1 protein-coding gene is annotated in these 1,408 nt (G+C 34.2%); it reads left to right on the forward strand.

Annotation, left to right across the window (positions count from 1 at the left end; translation table 11 throughout):
* Positions 1 to 248 precede the first annotated feature (248 nt).
* The coding region (locus E1171_RS01375; protein ID WP_155203336.1) for a hypothetical protein at positions 249 to 1,408 on the forward strand (1,160 nt) is incomplete at its 3' end.

Here is a 1,408-nt window from a genome sequence, read left to right on the forward strand (position 1 = left end):
TAGAAAGTTAGGTATTATATATAAAACCATAAAGTACTCAAACCTCCTCAAAAAATAAAATTAACCCCACTTTAAAGTGATCTGGCTCGAAAGTTGTGCAATTTTTTAGAATAATTTTTTGTAATTTCAATTTAGGGATGTAATATTTTTGCATTCTGTTAAATTAACCAGGACATTTTTTGAGTAATAGAAAAACCACGAACATTAAGATCTATATTTTTCATGTTTTAACCTTTAATTTATTTAGTATGAAAAACCATTTTTATCGATTCCTAGGAGCCTTGATTCTATTTGGGGCATTTTTTTTAACTTCTTGTGATAAGGAAGATGAACCACAGCCTGATCCTAAGGGCCCAAAAATTGCCTCTATAAATAATGAAGAATATAAAGGAGAGGGAGATGTTCTTACTCCAGGAGAAGAATTTAAGGTGGGCTGGTTAGCTGAAAAAGGTGATAGTGACCTGGGATCCATTAAAGTTTTTTTTGATGATGTGGCCGTAAAACAGTCCATTTTGGAGAAAGAAGATGCAGACTCTTACTCAGATGAGATTACGCTCACTGCACCAGAGGAAGAAGGTACTTATATAGTTAAGTTTGAAATAACCGACGATAATGGATTAAAAGCCTCTACTGAGTTTAGGGTAATTGTGGAAGTCCAACTCCCTACCATTACTTTAAAAAATGATGAAGGTTTTGTGCAGGATGGAGACGAAATTTTACCAGGAGAAGAATTTAAAGTAGGTTGGGGAGCTGAAAAAGGTGATTTTAACTTAGGATCCATTACAATTACTTTTGATGGTGAAATTGTGAAAGAGTCCATTTTGGAAGAGGATAATGCAGAGTCTTATTCTGATGAAATTATGCTCACCGCACCTGACGAGGCAGGTAGCTATATCGTTAATATTGAAATAGCTGACAAAAATGGGTTTAAAGCCTTTTCTGAGTTTACAATAGTAGTCCCAGAACCTTCAGTAAATTTCTTTGAGACTGTATTATTGGCTGCACCATTAGAGGATTTAACATCCAAAACCTTTTATTCCTCTTCAAGGAATGAGACTTACTCTATTGATGACGTAAATGGAACTGACGATCCACTTTCTGATGAAATTGATTTTGGTTATTACTATGATGAAGGTGTATTTAAAGCTTCTCTAGCTGGGATTGATGATTACCCAACTGGCTTCGGATATTCTGAACATATTGAAAAGTGGAATACAAAAAATAAAACCCTCTTCAAAGTTTCTAATTTAACAGAAGAGGATTTTGAAAATATTTCTGAATATGATAATCAGAAGATCATTGCTGAATTTGAAGTAGGTGACCAAGAAACGGGAGATCAAACAAATCTTCAAGAAGGAGATATTTTAGCTTTTAAAACCAAGGTAAATGGAGATGAATCCGAAAGCCG

It is taken from the genome of Xanthovirga aplysinae (assembly GCF_009711365.1).
Taxonomy (GTDB): domain Bacteria; phylum Bacteroidota; class Bacteroidia; order Cytophagales; family Cyclobacteriaceae; genus Xanthovirga; species Xanthovirga aplysinae.